Raw genomic sequence first — 19,037 nt, forward strand, 5'->3', positions numbered from 1 at the left:
GCAAACGTAATTAGGATTCCACTATGAAAAAGATCGTCGCATTTACTGGTAGCAACAACAGCCAATCAATCCACAGCCTTTTAGTTCAAGCGTTGGCAAACCAAGCTAAACAAACAGAAGTAAACACCATTGACCTAAATGACTTTGAATTGCCAATGTACGGCTTGGACGTTGAAGGTCAGGGCATCCCAGAAAACGCACACAAACTGCGTGCAACGTTAAACGAATACGATGCGATCATCATTGCATCACCAGAGCACAACGGCTCAATGCCAGCATTCCTGAAAAATGCGATTGATTGGCTATCGCGTGTTGCACCCCAAGGTACGTCTTTCTTTGGTGACACCAAGAAACCGGTTCTACTGGTTAGCACATCTCCGGGTGCAAACGGCGGTGCGACTAACATCAAAACCATGGCTGAGTTGATGCCTTGGTGGGGTGGCGATGTAAAAGGCACATACAGCCTAGGCGGCTTCTACGACAAGTTCCAAGATGGCAAATTTGATGCTGGGACCTCAGCTGAACTGAGCGAGCTAATGACGTCTTTCGAGAAGTCTCTTTAAGTTATCTATACTCGCATAAGTAGCAATTCATCAGGGTAGCCAATCAAGAAAGGTAGGTAAGATATGGCGGTATTAGAACAAGGCGTTTGGTATCCAAACAAAGACGCAAGTGAGCTGACAGCAGAAGATCAATTCGCGTTACCAAGTCAGATCGAAGCAGGTCGCTATCACTTGTACATGTCGTTGGCTTGTCCATTTGCCCATCGCCCTTACCTAGTGATCAAGTATCTTGGTTTGGATGAAGTTATTTCCGTCTCTTCCGTCGCTGCAAAGCGTTATAGCAATGGTTGGGAGTTTGATGACGCACATCCTGATCCTCTATACCGCGCGGATAATCTAGCGGAGTTGTATGTAAAAGCGAAAAGCGACTACACCGGACGCGTAACCGTCCCTTTACTGTGGGATAAGCAAAACCATGCGATTGTGGGTAATGATTCAGCCGCAATGGCAATGGACCTCGCTACGCGTTGGCTATCTTTGGCAAAACATCCGGTGGAGTTGGTACCAGCCGCATTGCGTGGAGAGATCGAAAGCCTAAATCGATGGCTTCACAGCAATGTGAATGGCAAGGTATATCAAGTCGGCTTTGCAACCACGCAAGCGCAATATGACCAAGCGAGTGAAACCTTGTTTGATGCGCTAGAGAAATTGGATAAGCGTTTGGGGCAGTCGCGCTACTTGCATGGTGAAGACGTTACCCTATCAGACTTGTTCTTGCTGCCAACATTAGTGCGCTTCGAGGCTGTGTATGAAGTTCACTTTAAAGCCAACAAAAAGCCCCTAAAGGCGTACCATAACTTGTATCGTTACATGCTGGATTTGGTTGCTGATGACCGCATTCGCAGTACCATCGATATTGATTACATGAAGCTGCATTATTTCTTCTCGCACAAGCACATTAACCCAAATGGGATTGTGCCTGCAGGACCTGAGATTGAGTGGATCTAATTCGAATCTAATAAAGAAAGCCGGAGATTACCTCCGGCTTTGTTTTTATAGCTGCGCCGTAATTTCCTCTATCTCTTGCTGCCATTGCTTTTGCATCGCTGGTTTTTGATGTTTGGGTTTTCGCCCTAAATCGGCTTCCAGTAAGCTTTCCAGTTCCAACAGTCTTTCTAGCATTTGCTCTTCGGATTGTTCATCAGACGCGGTGTTTGTTTCCATCGACATTACTTCATTGCAATGATGCGATATGGCTGATTTGGGAGCAGTATCAGTTACGCGTTGGTACACTTCTTCCGCGCTTAAATACTCCGTCAGTAAGCCATTTTCAATAAACCAGAATCGATTACAGCTTTGTTCTATCAGGCTTCGGTCGTGACTCACCAATAGGGCGGCACCTTCGAAGTTTTGCAGAGTTTCAATCAACTCCTCTTTGCCTTCCATATCCAAATGGTTGGTCGGTTCATCTAAAAACAACATGTGATAGCGAGCGAGGGTTAAGCCAACAAACAGCAGCCTTGCTCGTTCCCCACCACTTAGACTGACGACTTTCTGTTCGTGTCTTGCGTACTCGAATCCTGCACCAATTAGCGAACGTTTTGCCTGTTCACTGCTGATGCTGGCAAACGACTGCAACGCATCTGTGATGGATTGATGATCGTCGAGTTGCCTTAGAGATTGATCGTAGTAACCCAAGCGACAGCGATCGTGGAAAGTCACACTCTCATGTTGGTTGCCTTGGTCGGTTTGGATGGCTTCATACTGACGATAAAGCAGATTCAACAACGTCGATTTGCCGCAACCATTACTGCCTAGAACGGCAATTCGGTCGCCACTTTTGACGCGCATTTCTGCCATATCAAACAAGTGATAATCACTGTTTGGTGGCGTTACCGAGAAAGGCAAAACCTCTAACAGTCGATTTGCTGGCATTGACTCACCTTGAAGTTGTAGCGCCCACGGTGTGCCTTCTGTCAGTTCGGTTTGTTCTTCCTCTAAACGTTCTTTGCGCGCAAACATCGTCTTGGCTTTTCGAGCAAGATCTTCGTTGTCGTAGACTTTGCCCCAAGTGGCTAAACGCTTGGCGCTTTTTTCGATTCGGTCGATCTCTTTCTGCTCGCTGGCATGGCGAAGTTGATCGGTTTCATCTTTCTCTTTCAATGCTTGTCTTGCTTGAGAACAAGGCAGAGAGAAATGATGCAGAGAGCGATCTCGCATGACCCAAGTGGTGTTGGTGACGCGATCGAGTAAGGTTTGATCGTGAGATACCAATACGAATGAGCCTTTCCAGTTTAATAGGAATTGCTCTAACCAAAGGAGCGATGGCAAGTCCAAGTGGTTGCTTGGTTCATCCAGAAGCAGTAAGTCAGGTTGATGGATAATCGCACGAGCAAGCAGGAGTCGCATTTGCTGACCTCCGCTGCAATTCTCAACCGGCATGTGTCGTTCTGTGTTTGAAAATCCGAGTTCATCCAATAAGAGTTCGGCGCGCCAGATCTCATCATCGGATAAGGATTCCGCTAACGCATCTAAGACAGAATGTGTGCTTAATGATTCAGGTAAATGCTGCTCAACATAACGCATCAAACATGAACTGGCTTTGGCAACCGTGCCTTGGCTTGGTTCAAATTGACCGCTAAGCAGTTTGAGTAGGGAGCTTTTACCACAGCCGTTATGACCGATAAGACCAATTTTGTCGCCACGATGAATCGTAAACGTCAGGTCTTTGAAGATTGGTGTTGCTGTGTGAGAAAGGGTTAGTGATTGTGCAGTTAAAAAAGTACTCATAGTGTTCTCAAGAATTTTGGGCGTAAGGCGCCGTTGTCATAGCTGACAATAATTCTTCGAGCTTGAGGGAAAGTACTCGGGTGACGTGTTTTCGTCGAAAGGTAATTATTCGCTCAAGTCGAGATTATCGCAGCGCGAAATCTGAAACTCTTGAGCGGTCCTTCATGCCATAAAAACGTGGGTTGATTGAACACCACAAAGACATAAATTCCTCCTTAATTTCGTTGTAAGTGTTGCCACTTTTGGTTGATAGATGCGCTAGATTCTAACCCTAAAAGTGGCAATGTACAGATAGCTTGATGAAAAAATGATGAGAGGATCACCAAGGTATCACACGCTTTTAGCGATATAAGCTGAACTTCTTGGTCAATTCTCGAAGAGTTTCAGTCTCGCCGAACAAGCAAATACCCAAGTATTCTAATTCAGCTTCCGGCGTGTTTTTGGTGGTTTGCTGTTGTACTTCAGAGCCGCCCTCTACCATGGTGTGAGTAAAATCGGAGAAGGGGATGCCTTTCTCGAGTGCTTCTTGGCGAAGCTTTCTGATTTTGTTGGAGTTGTCCGTTCTCAAGACGATAAACGGATAGTGCGAGATATTTGGATGAACATTGCCGTCGAGGTCGTAATAGTCGGTATAGACTGCGTCGCCATCAGAAAGTTGATTCGCAAGGCTTACACTCAAGTGTCCTAATACGTTAACGGCGCGTCCCACTTCGACTTTTTTACTGATTACGGCAACAAATCGTTTTTGGTTTTCGTCGGGAAGTTGATTCATGGAGGACCTCGTTTATCTAATAATCTGGCTATTGTTTAACTGTCTCCATTGTATTTCCTCGCACGCGCAATTTTGTTTCTAACATTGCTGTTGATAAGCCAAGTTTGCAATAAACGAATGATTTAATCGTTTTTCATGCAATAAGATTTCCCGAGTTTTCTAATAGACAAGACACCAACGGACTGTCGGTGCCTAAGTAGATGATGAACCAAGTTCTATTGTTTGTTTAGCTCAGCCGCTGTATCAACAAAGATGCCTTGGATGTCTTTCGCTTCACGCTCTGTTTGACCACCATGTTTTAGGAACGCGTCGATGATTGCTGCGGTTTTTTGCTCTTTTGCGCGCTCTAAGAAGTAACGCAATTCTAGCTCTGCACCTGCGTCTTCATCTTTGATAGAGGTTGCGATGATCTCTTTGTACATTACGATGTCACGCACTTCTAGTTGGCTAATCACGCCTAATGTTGCCGCTAAGAACCCATCTAACTCTGCTTTAGGAACAAACTGAGTAATGATGTTTAACTGCTCTGCTTGTTGTGCCGTAAAGTCGTTACCAAGTAGCAGTGCTTGAAGCGCTTTGTCTTTGCCCATGCGACGAGCGAACTGTACCGCACCTTGACCACCCGTTGGGATGTTGACGTGAATCTCTGGCTGAGCAAATGCTGCGTTTTCAGTGCCGTATGCCAAGTCACACGCCATCACAAACTCATTACCGCCGCCACGAGCCACGCCATCAACCACAGCAACCGATACTTGTTTCATCGATTTGATGTTGGCAATCATGTGGTTGAATTCAATTGATGCTGCCTGACCACCTTGTGTGCCGTTGATTACGTTCAAATCTAAATGCGCCAAGAAGAAAGACTCATGAAGTGATTTGAATACCACTACTTTCGTATCGCGGTCATCTTTAAGCGATAGGACAAATTCGTTGATTTCATTAATCAAATCGATAGTCAGTACATTCACTGGTGGGTTGTTGATTTCAACAGTAGCGATGCCATTTTGTTGTGTGATTGATAGAGTTTTCATAGCTGTTTCCTTAGCGTTAGTAAGATCAGTAGACCTCGGTAACGCGAATTTATTGGTTTGGTATTGGGGAGGTTTGTGTCTCTCCCGTTGTGTGCAGCTACTATAGATTTGTTATAAGATGAGAAAAATAAGCTAAATGGCATATAATTGGTGCCATAATGGCAACAATAGTTTTTTAGGTAAGACGTTATGGATTTCTCTAGTCGTTTATTGCTGCTACTTGAAGTGGTCGAGCTTGGTTCGTTCACTAAGGTATCAGAACAGAAGAATGTGGATCGTTCGGTGATCTCAAAGCAGATCAGCCGTTTGGAAGAGGAGTTGGGTGTTCGATTGCTCAACCGAACCACGCGCTCCTTATCATTGACGGCTGCTGGGAATGAAATGGTCAACCAAGCCAAATCCCTTCGTACACTTCTCAGTGATACTCACCGTTTGGCGCAGAATTATCACGAAGAGCCTCGCGGTGTCTTGCGCATTACCAGCTCGACCATGTTCGGGCGTCAATACGTTCAAGATGCGATTTCGGTGTTTCAACAACAATACCCAGATGTGGAGTTTGAACTGCGCTTAGAAGATCGCATGGTTGATATGGTACAAGAGGGCTTTGATATTGGCTTCCGAATTGGGCGACCTAAAAACTCGAGCTTGATTACCCGTAAGATTGCGCGAAGTCGTCTGTTGATTGTTGCCGCCCCTGCGTTTTTAGAAAAGCATGGTGAGGTGAACAGTCTTGAGAAGTTGGAATCTTTACCCGCCACTATTTACGCCGCTCCAGGGTTGTTATTCGATAAATTCGGCTATCAAGATGAGCAAGGTAAACAACAGCACTTTCAGCTTAATGTCGCTTATAAAGTGAATGATGTGGAAATGTTGGCAAGAAGTGCAGCAGGAGGAAATACGCTTGCTGTAGTGACCGCACAGATGGTTCAAGACGAAATCAAACAAGGCAAGCTAGTGCCAATCATGACGCACTTGAACATTGATGATTTCGGTACCTTTTATGCCGTGTATCCGCACCGAGATGCACCGATTAAAACCAAGTTATTTATCGACACACTCAAATCTATTGTGGGAGAAGAGACGCCCATTTGGGAAAAGAACATTCCAAACTTCGACAAGATGTACGGGCGAGGGAAGTAGAGAACATCAGTAGTACTTATTCTCGGTAAACTCAATCCACTCATCAAACACTTGTTCCAGCGGTTTATCGGTCACTTTAGAGATGTCACCATTGGTTTGAATAAGGGTGATTAACCCATCCGAACCATAACTTTGCTGGATAAACTCACCAATGCTATAACCGATACGGTACACGGCTCCTTGGCTATCCCAACCGTTACCTTCTTTAAGAATTTTTGCGTATTGTCTAAATTCCTCTTTTGTTGATGGTTTACGCCAGCCATATTCTTTTTCGGCTTCATAACAAGCGATCGCTTCCCAGAGCCATCTTGGATTGTTGATAATATTAGGGTTTATTGCAGTCGTTACTAGATGTACATATTCATGGTATGCGGTGTCCATTGTACTTTGGGAACCTGTATCGCGGAGTAATATTTCATTCTCGCTTATATAGCCCGTAGACCAAGGGTAACTCTGACCTAAAAGGTGTTTTTGATAGGCTAAATATTGGTTTCGGTCTTTCCAGATCCTTACCGTAATGGCTGGCATTTCTTTTACTTTAAAATCAGTAATTAGCTGAGGAGTTTTACTCGTAAGTCGATGATTAATATGTTCGACAATGGAATCATCTACGCCAGAATAAAGCACATACTTAAACTGGCCTTTATCAATGAAAGACTCTTTTGTTGCAGCGTTAGAGAAAAATGAAAGCAGAGCCAAAAGAACGACAATACATCTCATAATCACCCTTCCTTAAGAATTTATAAAACCCTATTGGTAGATGAAGTGAGGCATTTTTACCAGCAAGAAACCTGAATATGCGACGCTCTTCTAGTTAACACACAAACAGGATGGATTAGCATGTGGAAGATTAGCCAAGTATCCGTTCGACCTGCTCAATAACATAAGCCTCTTCTAGCGCTTTACCCAACATCAACTGATGGTTCAGCAGCCCTAGTATTAGGGTATAAAGCGATTCTTTGTGCTTCGCTGAAACGTAGTTTTCTAGCATCGTTATGTACTTTTGATTCGCAAGCAACATGCATGGATCGGTGGCAATGTTTTCTTGTCCAATCACATCAATGTAATCAGAGACAAGCTTCATTTCTTGGAAGAAACGCGGAGCCATTTGTAGGAAGATCAATACGAAGTTTTCGACTTGTTGCTCTGTACTCGCTTTACTTGAGTTTGGTCTGTCTGCTAGCACTTCTGCATCAAAGTTGACGATGGCCTCTGTTGCGGCTTTGAATAGTTCATCCTTACTTTTGTAATAGTGATAAACCGCACTTTTGCTCATTCCTAACTGTTCGCACAGCTGTCTCATACCAATATTTTTGTAACCGAACTCAAGGAATACTTCGGTTGCTTTTAAGGCAATTTCTCTACGTCTGCTCTCATGATCGACGATCTTCGGCATGGTTTTCTTCTCAGCTTTTATTACCGCAATGCCCCGCAGTATAACACAAGATCTTTTATTTAGACCGAGTGGACAAAAAAGATCTTTACCTAGCTCTCAAAGCGTATTAATTTAAAAAGACCAAGTGGTCGAAATAAGGTTTTAGTATGAAAATTGATTGGAGTGTTCCTCAAGCAAGAGCGGGTTTCTGGGGTGGAGTTGACAAGTTGATTGGTCCGGGTGCAACGAAAGCAGAAAAGAATTTACAGCTGTATGTCCCTTTTGCTGCTGGCTTTGTCATGGTGGTTTATGCGTACTTTGCACAACTAGGTTGGTCTGCGACTCAATATGTCATCGCGGGTTTGCTCACAGTGGATATCATCGGCGGCATTATTACCAATGCGACGTCTACGGCAAAGCGCTGGTTTCATCGTGAAGGGCAAGGCTTTAAGCAGCACATGAGCTTTATTCTGACTCATTTCGTGCAGCTTTCTCTCTACAGTTGGGCGTTCTTGAATTTCGATATCATGTGGATTGTTGTGATCGGTGGTTACATGGTTCTGGCATGTAGCCTAGTCATGAAAACACCGTTGTATTTACAACGTCCTGTGGCGCTAACTCTGTATTCTCTGAGTGTGATTATTTCGATTTACTGGGCACAAGCACCACAAAGTTTGGAATGGTTTTTACCACTGTTCTACCTAAAGTTATTGGTGAGCCACGTATTGCGTGAAGAACCATACCGACCAGAACAAGAATAGGACATCATATTATGAAAACGCACCCTCGAATTTTAATTGCGGGCTCAACGGGGTACTTAGGCTCGAATATTGTTGAATCCCTGATGGAGCAGCAAGCCGAATTTAAAGCGTTGGCAAGAAACAAAAGCAAGCTCCTTGCGATGGGTCTACAAGAGTCGCAGGTAATAGAAGTTCAAGTAACTCACCCCGATGAGCTTAAAGGCGTTTGCGAGGGTGTCGATGTTGTTATCTCATGCTTGGGCATTACTCGTCAGCAAGATGGATTAGGTTATTTGGATGTCGACTACCAAGCAAATTTGAACTTGCTTGAAGAAGCAGAGCGAGCTGGTGTCGGTAAATTCATCTACATCTCTGCGTTTAATGCTCAGAAATATCCTCAAGTTCGTCTGCTAGAGGCGAAAGAGCGCTTTGCGAGCAGACTTCTGCAATCAACAAAATTAACCCCTTGTGTGATTCGCCCGAATGGTTTTTTCTCTGATATTACCGAGGTGTACAGCATGGCGAAATCGGGTCGAGTGTTTACTTTTGGCGATGGTGGAAACTTGCTTAATCCCATTCACGGAAAAGACTTGGCGAGGTTTTGTGTAGAAGCGATTGAACGAAATGATACTGAACTAGATGTTGGTGGTCCAGATGTGTTGTCAGTCAATGATATTGCTTGGCTCGCGTTCAAATCTCAAAACAAAGTGGAGAAAAATACGCAGCTACCGGACTTCCTGCGCACCGCCGGGCTGTCGTTAGTACGTCACTTGCCGGAGAAATGGGGCGGTCCTGCTGAGTTCTTCCTGACCATGTTAGGCGGTGACAATATCGCGCCGACTTATGGTCATCATCGACTGGAAGACTACTTTCGTAAGCTCTCTGAAGATGACAACATCTGAGTCAGTTCATCGATTTAAACGGGACTCCACCCAAGTACTCACCCATGACTTCGGTCGGAAAGGGGGAGGTCATGTGCTTCATTGTCGATAAAGTAAACAATGTCTGAATCGTTAGTAGGGAATACTTCATGAACCAACGCCAATTCCAGCAGCAAGCATTTGACTTCAGTGATCAAAACTTAATTGTCGGCAATGTGGATCAATGTCCATTGCCACCAGAAATCTTGGCGTTTACGACAGCGGACTCAGAGTATGTTGTCGAAACGTTTGAAAGTGGTTTGACGGCGCAGGTATTTCATATTCGTGTCGGCGGACGAGACTATACGCTCAAGAAAAAACGCCCGCAGGCGAAAGTGCAAAACCCTGATGGTCAGTACTCCTTTCTGAATGAAGTTCAACGCCGTCTTGATTTTCAAACTCAAAAAGACAATCCGAATTTAACTGAGGATTTTAAACACATTGTTGAGACCGTTTATGCTGATTATCGTTTAGGGATCATTGTTTCAGATTGGATTGAGGGTTCGTCAATTCAAGCCCTAACTGAGGACTTATTAGGGCAGCTATTCTCGACTCTATTTGTCTGTGAGCGAAGTGGGTTGTTTGAGTGGGATTTGTGTTCAGGGAACTTGCTGGTGGATAAACAAGGTCAGCTAAAGTTGTTCGATTTTGGTTATATGTATCGGTTTGACCCGTTAAGAGAGTTCAACAGCAATGGTATGCATGACCCTCTGTTTGATGCTTGTGAGCGATTTGAAACGCGCTTCCTCTCTGGTTGGTTATTGGAGCAAGATTATTCCCGAAAAGAGGCAATGCAGCTATTCAAAAACGTGAAACAACAAGGCTTTAAGATGCTTGAATACAAGCGGGACTGGTTAGTTCAAAACGATGCCGTGCCAGAAATCGTAGAGCGAGTGCAAACGTCTATGGAAAAGATACAAACAGCGCTAAAGTCTGATGCTGAGTTGGAACATCTTTTCACGCTTGAGATGTTTCGTTCGCATGTGCTCGATATTGAAGATGATTTGGATGGTAAAAGTTGCACGCCAACCACAATTAAACGTGTGCAGTTTGTTTTAGATATGCTGCAGCAACATTATGGTTTGTTGGTTAAAGGAGGTGTGTTGTTTTATCAAAATGCCGCTAAGAGTAAAGCCGAACTGATTCAAACCTACCAAGAGAAACACGAATTGGTGCTGCAGTACCAACTTTAGTTTTCGGCGTCGAGAAAACAAAAAAGCACACGAGAGGTGTGCTTTTCCATGCCATTGCCTAGGCAGGTGCTAAGTGGCATTACTTCGCTTGTTGCATCTCAGCCAAGCCACCCGCGTTATGAAGGTTGGTAAATCCTTGCGATTGTAGGTACTGATACGCTTGCCCTGAGCGATTACCACTGCGGCAATAAAGCACGATTTGCGTATCTTTATCGACATTAGCAAAGTGTTTATCCAACTCAGAAAGCGGAAAGTTAATCGCATTGTCTAAGTGACCATCGGCAAACTCTTGCGGTGTGCGCACATCGACAATCATTGCGCCTTGCTCAATCCATTGCCAACCTTGCTCTGCACGTTCAGAAGCAAATACCGATGGTGCGCTGAAAGCTAAGCTCAAACAAGTGAAAATGATCGGGAGTAGTTTTTTCATTGAGTTCCTTTCCTCAAGGTCAATTGCCCTTAATCGTTCTGATGAAGATTATACGTGCGATTATCAAACTTCGATGTGGCATTGGTCGAAATGTCGTAATTCAGCGTGTTATGACTTTAACCCTAACATGGCACCAAACACCAATAATCCAGCGCCACAAGCTTGGTTCAACCTGTGTTTAACGCGCAGTAATAAGCTCTGTAATCGCGGTGAGGTAAATAAGATGGCAACCATAGAAAACCAAATCCCGTGTAGCGCAATCATGTAGACACCGTAACCCAAAGCTAGGTGCTGCGATTCTGTATTCGGGTCGATGACTTGGCTAAAGATACTCAAGAAGAACAACATGGTTTTTGGGTTAAGTACATTGCACAAAAAGCCTTGGAAAAAGAACTGCCAAATGGAGATGCTTCCTTGTGTTTCCCCCTCTATCTTCTGTTGAGAATCAGCCCCAAAAATCCCTTTCAATCCGAGATAGATCAGATAAGCCGCACCTAGGTAGCGAATCAAGCTGAACAACCATTCGTTCTGTGAAATTAAGTAACTGATGCCAAGCAATGAATAGGTAATATGCACCGAAATCGCAAGACTAATGCCCACGGCACTCCAAATTCCCGCTTGTCTGCCCCTGTTGAGGCTGTTTCTAAGAACCAATACAAAATCAGCTCCGGGACTGATGACAATGAGTATGCCTAATAAGGCAAGGCTGAAAAGCTCCATGATGTTTCCTGTTTCTTCGTTGTTATGAATGGGGCAATTGTAGGTCGAGAGTTCGGAGACTATAATCGAAACAAATTCTGCTAAGTGTGAGAAAAAGTCACAGATGAGGCACCTTAAATCCTTTCATGTTTTCCATGTCGCAGCATCGTCTGCGAGTTTTAGCGAGGCAGCAAATAAGCTCAGTATTACGCATGGCGCAGTGAGTAAGCAGATCAAAGTGTTGGAAACCTATCTGGCTCAACCTCTGTTCTACAAACAAGGGCGCAATATGTTGCTCACTAAAGAGGGGGAGATGCTGAAAAGCTATACCGAACAAGCATTCCAAGCGTTGGAAACTGGCGTGAACAAGCTGGTGCAGGAAAAGCATCAATACCTTGAAGTCTCTTGTGAGCCAACGTTAACCATGCGTTGGTTGATGCCGAGGCTTTCCGCGTTTAATGATGGTTGTGACGCAGATGTTCGGCTTTCGACTGCGGGAGGACCTGTAACGCTCGGCTCGACAGGGCTTGCTATGGCAATTCGTCGAGATGACTTTGAGCCTTTGTATCACTACCCCAAAACCAAGCTGGTGGAAGAGTGGGTGGGTCCAGTGTTTTCACCAGACTACTGGCAGCAAGTGAAAAGTGATTTGAACTCCGTGAAGCTATTACACAGCCAAACCAGACCTGAAGCTTGGCACGAATGGATGCAGCGCTCTGGTGAAGCGTCGATGAACGGAAAAGCAGAACAGTCTTTTGCACACTTCTATTTCTGCATTCAAGCTGCAGTCGACGGTTTAGGCGCGGCGATGGGCTCTTATCCTCTAGTGATGGACGACCTCGAACGCGGCAACCTTGTTGCGCCATTTGGTTTTGTGCCGTCAGGGCATGACTATGTCTTATTGACTCAAGACAAAGCACGCTCTGAACTGGAGCAAAAATTTGTCCATTGGCTGCAAAACCAAATGGCGGAGTGTGTGCCTTGCACCTAAGAAACAAAGAGAGACCCTAGTCAGGGCGCGCTGAGTTACTTAAAGTGGTTGAATACGTGCTACACAATGGAAACTTAGGAAATGGAAAACCTCAATATTGTTGAAATTAAATCTTTTGTCCCGGCGAAAGATTATGAGCTATCAAAGCGTTTTTATCAGGCGTTGGGTTTTAAGATGCCTTCGGATTTTGGTGGTGTGGCGTACTTCTTCAAGGGCAGTTGCTCATTCTTGTTGCAAGATTTTTATGAGCCAAAACACTGCAATAATTTCATGATGCATTTGCTGGTGGAAGATGTTGCCAGCTGGCATGAACATGTTTCGAGTGTCGCTCTGGACTCATTCGGAGCCAAGATGACGGAACTGGTTGATCAACCTTGGAAGATGCGAGAGTTCTGTTTGCACGATCCTAGTGGCGTGCTGTGGCGTATTGGTCAGAATATCTAGCGTAGAATTAAAGCCCATTTGGAGTCATCTGAACGTGACACCATATTGCATCAGTTTCTTTTTCCTCCGCGCTGAACATTTACTTCGGCAGGAGGGTAACCGAATGTTTTTTTGAATGCATTGGTAAAGTTGGAAGGGTGTTTATAGCCCGCATTGTAAGCTGCTTCCGTAATCGTTGCCGCACCGATTTCTAGATTCAAACGGGCAACCTCCAATTTTCTCCTCCTAATATAGCTTTGAACACTGCAGCCGAGCGTGGTCTTGAATTTGCGCTGTAGGTTAGATTCGCTCATGGCTGCAAATTCAATGAGCTCTTTAGCTGATAGTTCCCTATCGAGATTTGCTTCAATATAGCTCACTAGGTGGTCTAGTGCGTGATCACCTTGAGAGTTTCCTTTGCCACCTTTTTCCGAGAGCCCCCCTTCATTCGGCAAAGAGCAGAGGACTTGCTCAAATACGTTGAGCAATAATCTTTGGGTCAAAGTTTCAATGTGAAGTTTTTCTAATAAACCTTCTGGCGTGCCCCTATTCGTTATGTCGTAAGCGAGGTGAAGGATCGCTTCATTAATTTCTATCGGGCAATTCGCCATATGTTGCCCCGTGAACGCTTCTATAACCGAGTTTTTCTCTGACCTTTCTGCTACCCATGTAACTGGAGTGACGATATTGAGTTTAGTTACGGTGTTGTTTTTATGAAGTATTCGCCTAAAAGTGACCGGTTTAGTGAGATTAACAAGGACACCTTGCGGTGAATGAGTTGCATCAAGGGTAAATCTCAAGTTGTCGTAGCCAAAATTCAGTTTCCCTTCAAGCAAAAGGACCAATATTAATGACTTTCTAGCGGTTGAGATGACTTGATAGTCCGCGAGTTCTGTCGTCGTCCCTCCATTGATAGAAAAGCCATCTTTAACTTTGTAACGGGTGCACTCTCCTTCGATCAAATGCTCTGAAGAGGTTGCAGTATCAGACACCAATACGTGGGTACGATCGTAATTCTTCCAACGAATCAAAGCGTTCTTGGGAAAAGAAGAAAGTCGTTTAGCCATGTTTTCTACCAATTTTTCATAAAAATACGTTGGTGATGAATAACAGAATGACTGTTTTGCATAACCAAATTTGCTGTTACAAAGTTCAAAAAAACTTATCATTAATGAGAATCAATATCATTAAAAATATGACGCATGATGAACTTTATTGTATTGGCCGCACTGCTATCTACATCAAATGCATTGGAAAGTAATGAGACTCTGAGCATAAATTCAGAGCAGCGACTAACCGTAGATAGTCAGGATACTTTTCCCTTACGCGTTGAAAAAACGAGTTATTTTCGCGGGTACATTAAAAGTGAAAAAGCGCTCGATAGTGTCGTTGTTAAGGACGAAAACGGAGAGGTAGTCAAAACTCTAATTAGTGTTCCAACTGCAGAGTTAGACCTGTTTTGGTATGTAGAGAAACCGGGAATCTACCATATCGAGATCGTTGCTGCTGAGAAGTGTGCGGTGGGAGTATCAATATTGCTGAACGCCTTGGATCTAAAAGACAATCAGTATGTTTCTCCGGATATCCCTATTATCAGTCCAATAATCGCGCATACCTCACAGCAGTTAGAGCAGGGGAACCCTGCAGCTGAACAAGAGTTCTGGCAACAAGTTTTTCAGCAAGGCGGTGCTCCTTTGATTGAGCACAGCGATGACGATTCTACTCTGATTACATTTTTGTACAGAGGCCATGTTAATAACGTTAGAGTACTGGGGACACCCTATGGTGGGCACGCTCATTTGAGTCAACTTGGCGATACAGATATCTGGTTTCGCTCTTATCAAGTTCCTAATAGCACTCGCTTATCTTATCGAATTGCCCCTAATGTTCCCCAATTGTTGGATGGTGAAAGCAGAGAACAGCGACGTGCCGTTCTAGCGACACTAAAACCAGATCCATTGAACTTTAAGCCAATGCTTGGAAAAGGCGATAATTTATCCAGCTCCGCGTCAACAGTAACTCTTAAGACTTGGAGTAATGATGTGTTTACCCAACAGAGTGGGAATCCAAAGGGGACGATTGCCGATCATACATATGTAAGTCCGGAAAATGCTCGCACTAGAAAGATCAGCATATATCAACCAAACGAAATCTATTCAATCAGTCGTGATTCTCCAGTCTTAATTTTGTTTGATGGCGATGCTTATTTAGAACGAGTACCAACGCCTCTCATTCTCGATAATTTGATTGCTAATGAGAAGGTTCCCGCGATGAGAGCGATCTTTGTTAATACCCCGATGCCGAGTATGCGTGCGGCAGAGCTCACACCTAACAAAGCCTACGCTGACTTTCTCGCTGATGAGCTTATGCCATGGCTTTGTGATACCCAGAATATCTGTCCTGATGCCAAAAATACGGTGCTTTCAGGATCAAGCTTCGGAGGTTTAGCCTCTATGTACATTGCACTCCAGCACCCTGACCGTTTTGGCAAAGTATTGAGCCAATCTGGTTCTTTCTGGTGGGCTCCTCAAGCGACTGAAATACAAAGTAGCCATAGCAACTGGATGGCGGATGTTGTCGGGGCAGAAGCCAAAAAAGATCTTGAGATATACCTAACAGTTGGGCAATTCGAAGTCGAACCTGAGTCAAACAGTATTCTCGCTACTAACCAACAGCTTTATCAGGCACTTAAGAGTAAGGGATACAAGGTTGCTATTGAGAAAGGAGCAAGTGGACACGATTACTTTAGCTGGCGCGCGATGCTAGCTGGTGGGCTGATAGCCCTGTTTAACACAGAAAAATAGAAACCTATAAAAGGACTAATAATGAGACGTTATAATTTAAGCCTCGCAGTGGCGTTAGCGCTATCCACAGCGCCATTACTTACTCACGCCAATGATAATGATATGGAAGTGATGGTAGTTACCGCAGCTCAGCATGAGACATCGATCAAGGATGCTCCCGCTTCTATTTCTGTTATTACCTCAGAGGAACTGAACCGAATTCCAGCGACAGATATTACGACTGCGTTAGAAAATGTCGCTGGTGTGCATATATTAAGAAATACGGGTAGCGAGCCTAAAGTTGTTATTCGTGGTTTGCATAACCAAAACTCTTCAAATGGCAATTACACTCTGTTCTTAATCAATGGGCGTCGTACGAGTTCAAGTGAGACAGTGATTCGTGGTGCTTCTTTTGATTTATCAAGCATACCTTTAAATGCGATTGAACAAGTTGAAGTTGTTCGAGGCCCTATGTCATCTCTGTATGGTAGCGAAGCTATTGGTGGTGTGGTCAACGTAATTCTAAAGAAACCGGAAGAAGAGACTACGGTCTCTGGTAGCCTTTCTTATAGCCTTCCACAGGATAACAATGCCTCCTCTTTGGTTAACGACGCCGATGGTGAACTCGCGATTGGTAATGTGTTTGCTAGAGGAGCCCTCGTTCCCAATTCGTTGTTTTACACGCTCTCATTGGATATGAGTAAAAAGAATGCGTGGTTCCCTGATGATGCAGGCGATAATTTCTCGCCCCAAGCTGAGCAAGATAGAAAAACTGTTCGTGGTGGTTTAAGTTGGCTCCCGACCGAGCACGATGAGGTTTACTTCGATGTCGCATATGCTTTGGATGATAGAGTTGAATACAGTTACTTTAGTCAAAGAAACGCGGTGTATAAGAGCCAGTATGATAGTGAAAAGCTAACCTCTACATTGGGCCATAATCGTAATTGGAGCTGGGGACAGTCAGATTTTTCTTATTTCTATGAAACATCAAAAGTAAATGAGGACAACTTCCATCCACTAGTTAAAAAAGCGGAAATGACACAAGATAACCACACTGTCGATGGTCGTTTCGTTCTAGAAAACGTAGAGAATCAACTTATCTCAGTGGGTGGTCAATTTTCTTACACGAGTGTAGAGAACAAACGTGACTATTCTAGTGACCGCTCCGTGACGCAAAACGCTGTTTATGTGCAAGACGAATACTCAGTGAATGATGATTTAATCGCGACAATTAGTGGTCGTTTAACGCACAACAACCAGTTTGGTAATAACTTTAGTCCGAGAGCGTATTTGGTTTACAACGGTATCGAGAACTTTACTTTTAAAGGTGGATATGGAGAAGGATTTAAAGCTCCAACTATTTTCCAGTCTTCAGAAGATTTTTCGCTAGTGAGCTGTGGTGGGCGATGTACTTTAGTCGGTAACCCTGATCTTAAACCTCAAACATCGAAAACTTATGAATTCTCGACGCTTTACTATGCGACTCGTGGCTACGTGCAAGCAACGATATTCTTCAATGATGTTAAGAATCTAATTGATCGCGACTTAGATCCTTTCTTCAACGGGACTTCAAATATCATCAAGTATGAAAACATCGATAGAGTCGAAACTAAAGGGGTTGAGTTAGAAGGTGAATTAGATATCTTTGATACCTTATCTTTAGTCTCGAATGCTACCTATACCGACTCAAAAAACAAAGAAAATGGCATGGATATTTCGTATACACCAGAGTGGTTGGCGAATGTGAATCTAAACTGGCAAGGTACTGAAAATCTACTGCTATTTGCGACAGTGAACTACACGGGCAAGCAAAAGGATGGCCAAGACGACACGTTAGATGATTACTCAATCTTATCTATTGGTGGGGCGTACACGATTAATGATAACTTCACCATCAAGACTGGTGTGACAAACTTGACGGATGAACGTCTAGATAAAACAGACTTAGATTATGAAGATACAGAAATGGGACGTACTTACTATCTAACCGTTGACTTTGAATTCTGATCACAGGTTTTACGCTTGTGTCTTGAGAGTTTTCTAAAACTTCTCAAATAGACATACCAATGGAATCGAGCGCGTAAGTATGACATTCAACCTCTTACGCGCTTTATTTTGCTGGAGTGTCTTAGCGACAAATTCCATGCTCCCTTCATTGCTCCCACCTTCAAACGATGTATTTCCCCCTAAATATTTGGCTAGTTTCGCTGGGGTACTCTCCAAATAAGTTTTTGTATAAACGGCTAAATTGACTCAAGTGGAAGAAACCGAAGGCAAACGCTATTTCAGAGATGGTTTTGTCCAATTCAGAGTTCTGTAGCATCCTGCGTACTTGGTTAAGCCGAATGTTTAATAAAAACTGTTTTGGTGATAAGTCGCAGTAAGCTTCAAATACATATTGTAATGTCCTTCGACTGACATGCACGGATTGGGATAGCTCACCTATGGTTATGGGACAAGAGGGATCCATGGCTTCTACTTGCTCCAAGACTCGCGTCATGATCTTCTGACGATGAGACGGATTTATAGCTATTTCCATACTGGAGGTATTGCAATCTACCAGAGCAAGCAATAGGTCAGTTAGAATTACCTCGTGTGTCTTGCAGGACCATTTGGTTGGTTTGTTGCTGAGTAGTATTCGTAAGTAAGTTTTGAGATGTTCTATCTCGCGCGTAGGTAAAGATTTAAAGCCTTGGGAAATACATTTAGTACTAGGTCGTTGAGTGTTTAGGTAGGCGTTATTTTCGCTGTTGTGAAAAACCAAACCATAAATAGAGAAAGCTTCAGGAGTGAGTAGTTCAAAGTCCTGGCCGCCTGTTTGGATAAGTACCTGCTCTGCATCTGCTCTTTGGTGATTTAAATGTGCTAGTTGATCGTCTGCACTCAGCCCTATCCAAACTCCGCCTTCATCAACCCGGCAATGCTGTTTCAAGATTCGATTACTATCTTCACGGAATACATGGATATTTTTAAATCGCCGCTCCCTGATCTGCCCGCTAAAACAGCCACCACTAAGTTGATCATATTCTTGTTGCCAGTTTACTAAGCTTGCTGCCTGCTGGTTTGCATCTTTTGTGGGATGTACGCACAAATCTGGTGCGTCATCGTGAGGAGTTTTTTTCATTCTAACCAAACCTAGTCTTGTAATATTGAATCAATTTAGAGCATTGGCACTATAACTGTCTGTTTAAAGATAACTTTTTATGTTTGCCGATTTTTGATAATCCGTCGGAACGTATTTCGCAAC

Annotated in this window: 19 protein-coding genes; 10 read left to right on the forward strand and 9 right to left on the reverse strand. The window is 43.9% G+C overall.

The features are described from left to right. Nucleotides 1-23: 23 nt before the first annotated feature. Nucleotides 24-563, forward strand: a complete 540-nt coding sequence (locus KIV41_RS09315) for an NADPH-dependent FMN reductase (protein WP_285336143.1) — start codon at nt 24-26, stop codon at nt 561-563. Nucleotides 564-626: 63 nt separating this feature from the next. After that, a complete protein-coding gene (locus tag KIV41_RS09320; protein WP_285336144.1) occupies nt 627-1,511 on the forward strand; it encodes a glutathione S-transferase C-terminal domain-containing protein in 885 nt (294 codons plus the stop codon). 45 nt (nt 1,512-1,556) lie between these two features. On the opposite strand, the gene KIV41_RS09325 is transcribed toward KIV41_RS09320, so the two are convergent. From KIV41_RS09325 to KIV41_RS09335, 3 genes are all read right to left on the reverse strand, one after another. Continuing rightward, a complete protein-coding gene (locus KIV41_RS09325; RefSeq protein ID WP_285336145.1) occupies nt 1,557-3,293 on the reverse strand; it encodes an ABC-F family ATP-binding cassette domain-containing protein in 1,737 nt (578 codons plus the stop codon). A gap of 340 nt (nt 3,294-3,633) precedes the next feature. Then, nucleotides 3,634-4,065, reverse strand: a complete 432-nt coding sequence (locus KIV41_RS09330; protein WP_285336146.1) for a DUF2000 domain-containing protein — start codon at nt 4,063-4,065, stop codon at nt 3,634-3,636. Nucleotides 4,066-4,280: 215 nt separating this feature from the next. Then, nucleotides 4,281-5,096 carry an enoyl-CoA hydratase/isomerase family protein gene (locus KIV41_RS09335; RefSeq protein ID WP_252042308.1) on the reverse strand — a complete coding sequence of 272 codons (816 nt, stop codon included), beginning with the start codon at nt 5,094-5,096 and terminating at the stop codon, nt 4,281-4,283. A gap of 189 nt (nt 5,097-5,285) precedes the next feature. Here KIV41_RS09335 and KIV41_RS09340 point away from each other — a divergent pair, with 189 nt between their 5' ends. Next, a complete protein-coding gene (locus tag KIV41_RS09340; RefSeq protein ID WP_252042311.1) occupies nt 5,286-6,236 on the forward strand; it encodes a LysR family transcriptional regulator in 951 nt (316 codons plus the stop codon). A gap of 6 nt (nt 6,237-6,242) precedes the next feature. Here KIV41_RS09340 and KIV41_RS09345 read toward each other — a convergent pair whose 3' ends face one another. Together KIV41_RS09345 and KIV41_RS09350 are read right to left on the reverse strand one after the other, a co-directional pair. After that, nucleotides 6,243-6,956 (reverse strand): hypothetical protein, encoded by a 714-nt coding sequence (locus tag KIV41_RS09345; protein WP_252042313.1) that lies wholly within the window; start codon nt 6,954-6,956, stop codon nt 6,243-6,245. 130 nt (nt 6,957-7,086) lie between these two features. Continuing rightward, nucleotides 7,087-7,632: a TetR/AcrR family transcriptional regulator gene (locus KIV41_RS09350; RefSeq protein ID WP_285336147.1), complete on the reverse strand. Its 546-nt coding sequence runs from the start codon at nt 7,630-7,632 to the stop codon at nt 7,087-7,089. A gap of 146 nt (nt 7,633-7,778) precedes the next feature. Between KIV41_RS09350 and KIV41_RS09355 the strand changes: the two genes are divergently transcribed. From KIV41_RS09355 to KIV41_RS09365, 3 genes are all read left to right on the forward strand, one after another. Further along, a complete protein-coding gene (locus KIV41_RS09355; protein WP_285336148.1) occupies nt 7,779-8,372 on the forward strand; it encodes a hypothetical protein in 594 nt (197 codons plus the stop codon). Nucleotides 8,373-8,383: 11 nt separating this feature from the next. After that, a complete protein-coding gene (locus KIV41_RS09360) occupies nt 8,384-9,253 on the forward strand; it encodes an SDR family oxidoreductase (protein ID WP_285336149.1) in 870 nt (289 codons plus the stop codon). Nucleotides 9,254-9,381: 128 nt separating this feature from the next. Continuing rightward, nucleotides 9,382-10,464 (forward strand): AarF/UbiB family protein, encoded by a 1,083-nt coding sequence (locus KIV41_RS09365; RefSeq protein ID WP_285336150.1) that lies wholly within the window; start codon nt 9,382-9,384, stop codon nt 10,462-10,464. 79 nt (nt 10,465-10,543) lie between these two features. On the opposite strand, the gene KIV41_RS09370 is transcribed toward KIV41_RS09365, so the two are convergent. Together KIV41_RS09370 and KIV41_RS09375 are read right to left on the reverse strand one after the other, a co-directional pair. Beyond that, nucleotides 10,544-10,894, reverse strand: coding sequence for a rhodanese-like domain-containing protein (locus KIV41_RS09370; protein WP_171305522.1), 351 nt, complete (start codon nt 10,892-10,894; stop codon nt 10,544-10,546). Between the two features lie 108 nt (nt 10,895-11,002). Next, complete coding sequence (locus tag KIV41_RS09375; protein ID WP_285336151.1) at nt 11,003-11,614, reverse strand: LysE family translocator; 612 nt, start codon at nt 11,612-11,614, stop codon at nt 11,003-11,005. A gap of 103 nt (nt 11,615-11,717) precedes the next feature. On the opposite strand from KIV41_RS09375, the gene KIV41_RS09380 reads away from it, so the two are divergent. Together KIV41_RS09380 and KIV41_RS09385 are read left to right on the forward strand one after the other, a co-directional pair. Then, nucleotides 11,718-12,584 (forward strand): LysR family transcriptional regulator, encoded by an 867-nt coding sequence (locus tag KIV41_RS09380; protein ID WP_285336152.1) that lies wholly within the window; start codon nt 11,718-11,720, stop codon nt 12,582-12,584. A gap of 81 nt (nt 12,585-12,665) precedes the next feature. Beyond that, nucleotides 12,666-13,028, forward strand: a complete 363-nt coding sequence (locus tag KIV41_RS09385; protein WP_285336153.1) for a VOC family protein — start codon at nt 12,666-12,668, stop codon at nt 13,026-13,028. A 50-nt stretch (nt 13,029-13,078) separates the two neighbouring features. Here the strand turns inward: KIV41_RS09385 and KIV41_RS09390 are convergent, their stop codons facing one another. Beyond that, nucleotides 13,079-14,074, reverse strand: coding sequence for an AraC family transcriptional regulator (locus KIV41_RS09390; RefSeq protein ID WP_285336154.1), 996 nt, complete (start codon nt 14,072-14,074; stop codon nt 13,079-13,081). Nucleotides 14,075-14,209: 135 nt separating this feature from the next. Here KIV41_RS09390 and KIV41_RS09395 point away from each other — a divergent pair, with 135 nt between their 5' ends. Both KIV41_RS09395 and KIV41_RS09400 read left to right on the forward strand, forming a co-directional pair. After that, nucleotides 14,210-15,811: an alpha/beta hydrolase-fold protein gene (locus KIV41_RS09395; protein WP_285336155.1), complete on the forward strand. Its 1,602-nt coding sequence runs from the start codon at nt 14,210-14,212 to the stop codon at nt 15,809-15,811. A 21-nt stretch (nt 15,812-15,832) separates the two neighbouring features. Beyond that, nucleotides 15,833-17,797 (forward strand): TonB-dependent receptor domain-containing protein, encoded by a 1,965-nt coding sequence (locus KIV41_RS09400; protein ID WP_285336156.1) that lies wholly within the window; start codon nt 15,833-15,835, stop codon nt 17,795-17,797. Between the two features lie 160 nt (nt 17,798-17,957). On the opposite strand, the gene KIV41_RS09405 is transcribed toward KIV41_RS09400, so the two are convergent. Then, nucleotides 17,958-18,914: a helix-turn-helix domain-containing protein gene (locus KIV41_RS09405; protein WP_285336157.1), complete on the reverse strand. Its 957-nt coding sequence runs from the start codon at nt 18,912-18,914 to the stop codon at nt 17,958-17,960. Between the last annotated feature and the right edge of the window lie 123 nt (nt 18,915-19,037).

The organism is Vibrio sp. D401a (genome assembly GCF_030248515.1).
Taxonomy (GTDB): domain Bacteria; phylum Pseudomonadota; class Gammaproteobacteria; order Enterobacterales; family Vibrionaceae; genus Vibrio; species Vibrio rotiferianus.

What these genes read in the sequence shown, in the direction of transcription:
- KIV41_RS09315 (WP_285336143.1), top strand. Translation starts at nt 24, where the DNA reads ATGAAAAAGATCGTCGCATTTACTGGTAGCAACAACAGCCAATCAATC.
- KIV41_RS09320 (WP_285336144.1), top strand. Translation starts at nt 627, where the DNA reads ATGGCGGTATTAGAACAAGGCGTTTGGTATCCAAACAAAGACGCAAGT.
- KIV41_RS09325 (WP_285336145.1), bottom strand. Translation starts at nt 3,293, where the DNA reads ATGAGTACTTTTTTAACTGCACAATCACTAACCCTTTCTCACACAGCA.
- KIV41_RS09330 (WP_285336146.1), bottom strand. Translation starts at nt 4,065, where the DNA reads ATGAATCAACTTCCCGACGAAAACCAAAAACGATTTGTTGCCGTAATC.
- KIV41_RS09335 (WP_252042308.1), bottom strand. Translation starts at nt 5,096, where the DNA reads ATGAAAACTCTATCAATCACACAACAAAATGGCATCGCTACTGTTGAA.
- KIV41_RS09340 (WP_252042311.1), top strand. Translation starts at nt 5,286, where the DNA reads ATGGATTTCTCTAGTCGTTTATTGCTGCTACTTGAAGTGGTCGAGCTT.
- KIV41_RS09345 (WP_252042313.1), bottom strand. Translation starts at nt 6,956, where the DNA reads ATGAGATGTATTGTCGTTCTTTTGGCTCTGCTTTCATTTTTCTCTAAC.
- KIV41_RS09350 (WP_285336147.1), bottom strand. Translation starts at nt 7,632, where the DNA reads ATGCCGAAGATCGTCGATCATGAGAGCAGACGTAGAGAAATTGCCTTA.
- KIV41_RS09355 (WP_285336148.1), top strand. Translation starts at nt 7,779, where the DNA reads ATGAAAATTGATTGGAGTGTTCCTCAAGCAAGAGCGGGTTTCTGGGGT.
- KIV41_RS09360 (WP_285336149.1), top strand. Translation starts at nt 8,384, where the DNA reads ATGAAAACGCACCCTCGAATTTTAATTGCGGGCTCAACGGGGTACTTA.
- KIV41_RS09365 (WP_285336150.1), top strand. Translation starts at nt 9,382, where the DNA reads ATGAACCAACGCCAATTCCAGCAGCAAGCATTTGACTTCAGTGATCAA.
- KIV41_RS09370 (WP_171305522.1), bottom strand. Translation starts at nt 10,894, where the DNA reads ATGAAAAAACTACTCCCGATCATTTTCACTTGTTTGAGCTTAGCTTTC.
- KIV41_RS09375 (WP_285336151.1), bottom strand. Translation starts at nt 11,614, where the DNA reads ATGGAGCTTTTCAGCCTTGCCTTATTAGGCATACTCATTGTCATCAGT.
- KIV41_RS09380 (WP_285336152.1), top strand. Translation starts at nt 11,718, where the DNA reads ATGAGGCACCTTAAATCCTTTCATGTTTTCCATGTCGCAGCATCGTCT.
- KIV41_RS09385 (WP_285336153.1), top strand. Translation starts at nt 12,666, where the DNA reads ATGGAAAACCTCAATATTGTTGAAATTAAATCTTTTGTCCCGGCGAAA.
- KIV41_RS09390 (WP_285336154.1), bottom strand. Translation starts at nt 14,074, where the DNA reads ATGGCTAAACGACTTTCTTCTTTTCCCAAGAACGCTTTGATTCGTTGG.
- KIV41_RS09395 (WP_285336155.1), top strand. Translation starts at nt 14,210, where the DNA reads ATGATGAACTTTATTGTATTGGCCGCACTGCTATCTACATCAAATGCA.
- KIV41_RS09400 (WP_285336156.1), top strand. Translation starts at nt 15,833, where the DNA reads ATGAGACGTTATAATTTAAGCCTCGCAGTGGCGTTAGCGCTATCCACA.
- KIV41_RS09405 (WP_285336157.1), bottom strand. Translation starts at nt 18,914, where the DNA reads ATGAAAAAAACTCCTCACGATGACGCACCAGATTTGTGCGTACATCCC.